Origin of the sequence: Bradyrhizobium sp. ORS 375 (assembly GCF_000239775.1) — a bacterium.
GTDB lineage: Bacteria > Pseudomonadota > Alphaproteobacteria > Rhizobiales > Xanthobacteraceae > Bradyrhizobium.
The window spans coordinates 21,955-28,566 of the sequence record NZ_CAFI01000018.1 but is presented as its reverse complement, the minus strand read 5'-3'; the positions used below and the strand labels follow the sequence as shown (position 1 = coordinate 28,566).

The 6,612-nt window shown below is 67.9% G+C and carries 7 protein-coding genes; 4 read left to right on the top strand and 3 right to left on the bottom strand.

Features of this window, described 5'->3' with window-relative positions; translation table 11 throughout:
* From BRAO375_RS01795 to BRAO375_RS01785, 3 genes are all read right to left on the bottom strand, one after another.
* A partial coding sequence (locus tag BRAO375_RS01795) for a BatA domain-containing protein (RefSeq protein ID WP_035638373.1) occupies positions 1-1,562 on the bottom strand: 1,562 nt, incomplete at its 3' end.
* Positions 1,559-2,515, bottom strand: a complete 957-nt coding sequence (locus BRAO375_RS01790) for a DUF58 domain-containing protein (RefSeq protein WP_035638370.1) — start codon at positions 2,513-2,515, stop codon at positions 1,559-1,561. The genes BRAO375_RS01795 and BRAO375_RS01790, both read right to left, overlap by 4 nt.
* Positions 2,515-3,513 (bottom strand): AAA family ATPase, encoded by a 999-nt coding sequence (locus tag BRAO375_RS01785; RefSeq protein WP_009025732.1) that lies wholly within the window; start codon positions 3,511-3,513, stop codon positions 2,515-2,517. Before BRAO375_RS01785 ends, BRAO375_RS01790 begins: the two co-directional genes overlap by 1 nt.
* Positions 3,514-3,776: 263 nt before the next feature.
* Here BRAO375_RS01785 and BRAO375_RS01780 point away from each other — a divergent pair, with 263 nt between their 5' ends.
* From BRAO375_RS01780 to BRAO375_RS01765, 4 genes are read left to right on the top strand one after another with little or no spacing between them, the layout of a single operon-like run.
* On the top strand, positions 3,777-4,394 hold the full coding sequence (locus BRAO375_RS01780; protein ID WP_035638368.1) for a DUF1285 domain-containing protein: 618 nt from the start codon (positions 3,777-3,779) through the stop codon (positions 4,392-4,394).
* An 8-nt stretch (positions 4,395-4,402) separates the two neighbouring features.
* Complete coding sequence (locus BRAO375_RS01775; protein ID WP_085964429.1) at positions 4,403-5,062, top strand: CoA pyrophosphatase; 660 nt, start codon at positions 4,403-4,405, stop codon at positions 5,060-5,062.
* The gene (locus BRAO375_RS01770) at positions 5,059-5,322 is read left to right on the top strand and encodes a DUF6111 family protein (RefSeq protein WP_009025729.1); all 264 of its coding nucleotides are present in this window, start codon (positions 5,059-5,061) and stop codon (positions 5,320-5,322) included. Before BRAO375_RS01775 ends, BRAO375_RS01770 begins: the two co-directional genes overlap by 4 nt.
* Positions 5,319-6,572 carry a CCA tRNA nucleotidyltransferase gene (locus BRAO375_RS01765; RefSeq protein ID WP_009025728.1) on the top strand — a complete coding sequence of 418 codons (1,254 nt, stop codon included), beginning with the start codon at positions 5,319-5,321 and terminating at the stop codon, positions 6,570-6,572. Before BRAO375_RS01770 ends, BRAO375_RS01765 begins: the two co-directional genes overlap by 4 nt.
* The last annotated feature ends 40 nt before the right edge of the window (positions 6,573-6,612 follow it).

Genomic DNA, 6,612 nt, shown 5'->3' with positions numbered 1-6,612 from the left:
TCGACGATGCGGCGGAGCATCTCGACCATGGCGCCGGACATCGGCAGGTCCGACCAGCGCGTGTCGGCGCTGACGTGAAACAGCGCGAGGATGCCCTTGCCGCGATGCTCGCCGGTGACGAGCGGCGTGCCGTCCTCGAGCGAGGCCCAGCTCTTGGTCGCCAGCACGGCGTCGGGCTCGGCGAGGACCTGACGATTGACGGTCACGTCCTTCGGAACGGTGATGCCGGCAAACGGGCCATCGGCGGAGAAGGCCGCCAGACGCTGCGGCTTCTCCCAGGTCAGGCTGCCGCCCAGGGTGCGGCCGCCGCGGCGCAGCTTCACCGGCACGAGATCGTCGTCGCCCTGCGCAAGCCGCGGACCGGCGAAGCGCACCAGCACGCCGCCATTCTCGATCCAGCCATTGAGACGGTCGCGCAGCTCTGGCGACAGCGTGCCGACGTCCGCCATGATGATCATCGGCACCTTCTGATCGAGGAACTGCGTGATGATCTGCTGCGGCGAGCCGCGATCGCCGAGCCGGAGATCGGCGAACGGCGCCAGCGCGCGGGTCAGATAGAAGGTCGGTGCGAGCAGGGGCTGCGCGGTATCGCTGGTGGCGCCGGAGACGATGCCCACGGCGCGGCGGCGCCAGCGCTTGTCGAGCAATTGCACGGCGCCGGCAGAACGCTCGCCCGCGATCTCGAGTCGCGTGATGTCGTTGCGCAGTTCGACCGGCAGGTCGAAGCTGGCCTCGGTGTCGTGCGCGCCCGGGCCGAAGCCGAATGGCGCCTCGCCGAGTGGAGAGCCCTTGGCGTCGAGCGCGCGCACGATGCCGCCGGGCACGGAGAGATCGGCGCGGAGCACCTTCACCGTCATCTTGGCGGCGGCGTTGGCCGCGCCGGCCAGTGCCAGCGGTGACGGCGTGCCGCCCTCGAACACGGTCAGGCTGCGATCGCCGATCGTCTTGGCGAGGCCGGTGACGAACTCGCTGCCGCGGCCGGGGTCGACGCTGTCGGAGAACCACAGGATCTCGGCATCGCCGGTCGCCTTGAGGAAGCGGTCGAGCTGCGGCAGCACATCGGCGCGCTCGGTGGTGTAGGCCTTGGGCGCAATCTGGCGCAGCGCGACCCGCGCGGCGCCCGCCGGCATCAGCGTGATGTCGCGGGAGGCTTCGGAGAGCGGCACGAGCGCGACGCCGCGGCGGTCCGTATCCGCATTGGCGATCATCTCGTCGGCCGCCTTGATGCGAGCGTCCCAGCTCGCAGCCGCGCTCCAGCTGTCGTCCAGCAGCAGCACCAGAGGCGCCTTGCTGCCGGTGGCCTCGGTGCGCGGATTCCAGATCGGGCCGGCCGCCGCGAAGATCACCAGCGCCGCGGCCAACAGGCGCAGCAGCGTCAGCCACCATGGCGAGCGTGACGGCGTTTCTTCCCTCGGCGTGATGTCGAACAGCAGGCGGGTCGGCGGGAACTCGATGCGCCGCGGCCGCGGCGGCATGACCCGCAGCAGCCACCACAGCACCGGCAGGCTGACCAAGGCGGCCAGTAGCAGCGGTTCCGCGAACGACAGTGGCAGACCCATCATGCGCCGATCCCTCTGGGGCCAGCGCCCACTTTGACATTGCCCCGGGCGCCGAGCTTGCCCGTGGTCATGCCGGCATGCAGGAACAGCAGCAGCTCGGCTGCGGAACGGCTGGTGGTGTGCGTCGTGAACAGCCAGTCGAGCTTGCCGGTCTCGGCGCGGATCTGGTCACGATGCAGCGCCACGCGCGCCACATAGTCCTGCGCCCAGTTCTCGGCGCGGCCGGCGGTGATCATCTCGCCGCCTTCCGGCTCGACGAATTCGACGCGGCCGGAGTAGGGGAACGTTTCCTCGGCGGGATCAACGACCTGCACCATTGTCCCATGCGCGCCCGAGGCGGACAGGCCGGCGAGCACGGTGCTGATTTCGGAGATCGGCGACCAGAAGTCCGACAGCACGACGATCTCTGCCAGCGCCGCCGGCACGAAGGACGGCGGCAGGCTGGGCCTGACAGTCTCGTCATGCAGCATCGCCTGTGCGATCCGATCGATGATGTTGCGGCTCGCGGTGGGATTGACCAGGCCGGGAATGCCGACACGCTCGCCGCCGGCGACCAGCAGCTCGGCGAGCGCGAAGGTCACGATCAGCGCGCGTTCGAGCTTGCTGTCGCGAGCGCCCTTGGAGGCAAAGGCCATCGATGGCGAGCGGTCAGGCCAGATCCAGACCGTGTGCGCGGCCTCCCATTCCTGCTCGCGAACGTAAAGATGATCGTCGCGTGCCGAGCGGCGCCAGTCGACGCGCTGCGACGGCTCACCGGAGACGAAGCGGCGATACTGCCAGAAGCTTTCGCCGGAGCCCGCGCGACGGCGGCCATGCAGACCGTGAATGACATTCGCGGCGATCTGGCGGGCTTCCAGCACGAGGCGCGGCAGCGACGACGCCAGCGTGCGGCTTTCGCCATCGGCACGCCGTATCGCGAGAATTTCCCTGCTGGCGTGCCCTGATGCTGTGGCCATCAACCAATCCGGCTCTTCAGCTGCCGGATCACGTCCGGAATGGTCCGCCCTTCGGCGCGGGCGGGGAAGGTCAAAGCCATGCGGTGCTTCAGCACGGGCTCGGCGAGCTCCAGCACGTCGTCGATCGACGGCGCCAGACGGCCGTCGAGCAGCGCGCGGGCGCGCACCGCGAGCATCAGCGATTGGCTTGCGCGCGGGCCCGGGCCCCAGGCGATCAGCTTGCCGGCCTCACCCGCCTCAGGGCCGGGACGCGCGGAGCGGACCAGTGACAGGATCGCCTCGACGACGGAATCGCCGACCGGGAGCCGGCGGACCAGGCGTTGCGCCGCGATCAGCGCATCGGCGGTCATCGCGCTGCGGGCCGCGCTCTCCTCGGCCCCCGTGGTCTCAAACAGGATGCGGCGCTCGGCCTCGCGGTCGGGATAGTCGACGTCGATCTCCATCAGGAAGCGGTCGAGCTGCGCCTCGGGCAGGGGATAGGTTCCCTCCTGCTCCAGCGGGTTCTGCGTCGCCAGCACGTGGAAAGGCTTGGGCAGGTCGTGCCGTGCGCCCGCAACGGTGATGTGCTGCTCCTGCATGGCTTGCAGCAACGCCGACTGCGTGCGCGGGCTGGCGCGGTTGATCTCGTCGGCCATCAAGAGTTGCGCGAACACTGGGCCGGCAATGAAGCGGAACGAGCGCTTGCCGACGGTGCTCTCGTCGAGCACCTCGGCGCCGAGAATGTCGGAGGGCATCAGGTCTGGCGTGAACTGCACGCGCTTGGCGTCGAGGCCGAGCGTGACGCCGAGCGTTTCGACCAGCTTGGTCTTGGCGAGGCCAGGCACGCCGATGAGCAGCGCGTGACCGCCGGACAGGATCGTCACCAAGGTGTTTTCCACCACCTTGTCCTGGCCGAAGATGACGCTGGAGATTGCCTCCTTCGCCGCGCGGATCTGCCCGGAGACCTGTTCGGCCGATCGGACGATCGCATCCTCGAGCTTCTCGGCACTCTCAGCCATTCCCGCGCTCCTTTTGCCCCGCATCTTCAACTTGCCGACGGCCGTTCCGCTCCAGTTTCTCAGGACGCGGCTGCCAATCTATGCGAAGGCGCTGTATTCGTTGAGTTAAACTATCCCCATATTATCGGCATTCCGGGGTATTGACGGCATCACGATATGGCGACCTTACATCACGTGCACGGCCGTCAGGAACTTTTGCACAGACGACGGCGATGAAATCCTGCACCAATCGTGCCAAGCCTTACGCAAACTCGGGGCAAACCATGGCGAAGCAAGGGCAGAGCACTGACAGCGGACTGGAGCGGCTGACTTCGGCCGCGACACAGGCCGCCAACTCGGCACCTGACAGCTCAGGACGCGGCCTGCCGCCAGTGCATCTGTGGAATCCGCCCTTCTGCGGCGATCTCGACATGCGAATCGCAGGCGATGGTAGCTGGTACTACTTGGGCACGCCAATCGGGCGGCCTGCGCTGGTGCGGCTGTTCTCCACGATCCTGAAGCGCGAGGGAGACCGTTATTTCCTGGTCACGCCGGTGGAGAAGGTCGGCATCCGTGTCGATGACGCTCCGTTCATGGCCGTAGAAATGCGGAAGGACTCGGACGCGCACGGCACGCGGCTGCATTTTCGCACCAATGTCGACGATTGGATTGTCTGCGATGCCGAGCACCGGCTGCGCTTCGAACGAGGCGAGGGTGGCGGGCTCACGCCCTATTTGCACGTCCGCGCGGATCTCTGGGCCAAGGTGACGCGGGCGCTCTACTATGAGCTGGTTGACATGGGCGAGGAGCGGATGATCGATGGCGACGTCATGTTCGGGGTGGAATCGGACGGCGCGTTCTTCCCCATGGCCAACGCAGAAGAGGTGAGGGCGGCGCTTTGAACGAGCCCATGGTGGTGAGGCGTGCGACGGGGGTGAGTTCGGCCGAATTCTTCGCGCGTGGCCGGGAGCGGCTGCGCTTCGACGTGCCCCCCGCGCTGCTCGATCCCGAGGTCATTCCGACCAGCGGCGATTCCGGCACCGATCGCATGCTCGAGATCATCGCCCGCGAGCAGCCGATCCGGCCCGCGGCCGTGCTCATTCCCGTGGTCGATCATCCCGAGCCGACGGTGCTCCTGACCCAGCGCTCGCCGAACCTCTCCAGCCATGCCGGGCAGATCGCGTTTCCCGGCGGCAAGATCGACGTCACCGACGCCACCCCGCTCGACGCCGCTTTGCGCGAGGCGGAGGAGGAGGTCGGTCTCGACCGCAGCTTCGTCGATCCGATCGGTTATCTCGACGTCTACGGCACGGCGTTCGGCTTCCGCATCCTGCCGACGGTGGCGCGGGTGCGGCCGGGGTTTTCGCTGAAGATCAACGAAGGCGAGGTCGACGATGCCTTCGAGGTGCCGCTCGCCTTCCTGATGGACCCGGCCAATCACCAGCTGCATTCCAAGGAATTTCGCGGCATGGAGCGCTCGTATTACGCGATGCCGTTCGCCGAGCGCTACATCTGGGGCGCCACCGCGGGCATTCTTCGGGTGTTGTACGAGCGGATCTATCTGTCATGATCCGACCCGTGTTGACGGAAATCGGAATCTTCCTCATTCCTTTTGCGGTCTATGTGCTGTTCTTGGTCGCGACCCGTGCGGGGTTGTTGGTGCCGGCCAATTGGCCTCTGCATCTGGTTGCAAAATTGACGGTGGCGGCGCTGGTGTTGGTGATTGCAAGTCTGGTCCTGCTCGCCGAATTCTCCGGCGCGCCGCCGCATTCGACCTACGTGCCCGCGCACATCGAGAACGGCCGGCTCGTTCCGGGAGTCGAGAAATGACCGGCGCGCGGGTGCTCAGCGCGCCCTGGCTCTCGTCCGGCCCCGCGGCGCGGGTGCTCGCTCTTCTCAATTGCGACGGCGAGGAGGCGCGTGTGGTCGGCGGCGCCGTGCGCAACGCGCTGCTCGGCATCGCGATCGGCGACATCGACATCGCCACCACGGCGCTGCCTCCCGAGGTGATCCGCCGCGCCAAGGCCGCCTCGATCAAGAGCGTGCCGACCGGCATCGACCACGGCACCATCACGCTGGTGCTGGACGGCCATCCGTTCGAGGTCACGACCTTGCGCGAGGACACCGAGACGTTCGGCCGCAAGGCCAAGGTCGCCTTCGCGCGCGACTGGGTCGGGGACGCGCATCGGCGCGACTTCACCATCAACGCGCTGTCCGTGGGACCCGATGGCGTCATCCACGATCATGTCGGCGGTCTCGCCGACATCGAGGCCCGGCGCGTCCGCTTCATCGGCGATCCCGCTCAGCGCATCGCCGAGGATTACCTGCGCATCCTGCGCTTCTTCCGCATCCACGCGGCGTTCGGCCACGGCGAGCCCGATCGGGAGGGATATCTCGCCTGCATTGCCGGACGCGGCGGCCTTGCAACGCTATCGGCCGAACGTGTGCGCATGGAGATGCTCAAGCTCCTCCTTACCGAAGGCGCTGTCGGCGCGGTCACGGCCATGGCCGATGGCGGCCTGCTGACGTCGCTGCTCGGCGGCGTCGCCTATCTTGGTCCGTTCGCGGCGATGATCGACATCGAGCGCGAGCTGTCGCTGCCGCCGAGCTCCGTCCGTCGCCTCGCCGCGCTCGCGGTTGCCGTCACCGAGGATGCGCGCCGTCTCGGCGCACGGCTGAAGCTCTCCAACGCCGAGACCAAGGCGCTCGACGGCATGGGCCATCGCTGGTGGCGCTTCGCCTCCGCCGATGAGGCGCGGGTGCGGCGGCTGCTGTATCGGCTTGGCGAGACCGTCTATCGCGACCGGCTTCTGCTCGGCTGGGCGCGCGCCGGCCATGATCGCGACGATCCGCGCTGGCGCGAGCGCGCGCTCCTGCCGCAGCGCTTCACGCCGCCGAAATTGCCGCTGAAGGCGGCCGATTTCATCGCGCGCGGGATCGCGGAGGGGCCGCTGCTCGGCCACGTGCTGACGCTTGCCGAGGATGCCTGGCTGGCTGCTGATTTTCCGCTCGACGAGGCCTCGTTGAACGCGATTGCCGATCAGGCGGCCGCGCGCGTCAACCGCGACGGACGATCCTGAATCCGCCAGCCGCGGTCGGGGCTCGTCAGGTGGTGGCTGC

Coding starts and splice junctions, on each gene's coding strand:
- BRAO375_RS01785 (WP_009025732.1), bottom strand. CDS start 3,513: ATGGCTGAGAGTGCCGAGAAGCTCGAGGATGCGATCGTCCGATCGGCC.
- BRAO375_RS01790 (WP_035638370.1), bottom strand. CDS start 2,515: ATGGCCACAGCATCAGGGCACGCCAGCAGGGAAATTCTCGCGATACGG.
- BRAO375_RS01770 (WP_009025729.1), top strand. CDS start 5,059: ATGATCCGACCCGTGTTGACGGAAATCGGAATCTTCCTCATTCCTTTT.
- BRAO375_RS01775 (WP_085964429.1), top strand. CDS start 4,403: ATGGTGGTGAGGCGTGCGACGGGGGTGAGTTCGGCCGAATTCTTCGCG.
- BRAO375_RS01780 (WP_035638368.1), top strand. CDS start 3,777: ATGGCGAAGCAAGGGCAGAGCACTGACAGCGGACTGGAGCGGCTGACT.
- BRAO375_RS01765 (WP_009025728.1), top strand. CDS start 5,319: ATGACCGGCGCGCGGGTGCTCAGCGCGCCCTGGCTCTCGTCCGGCCCC.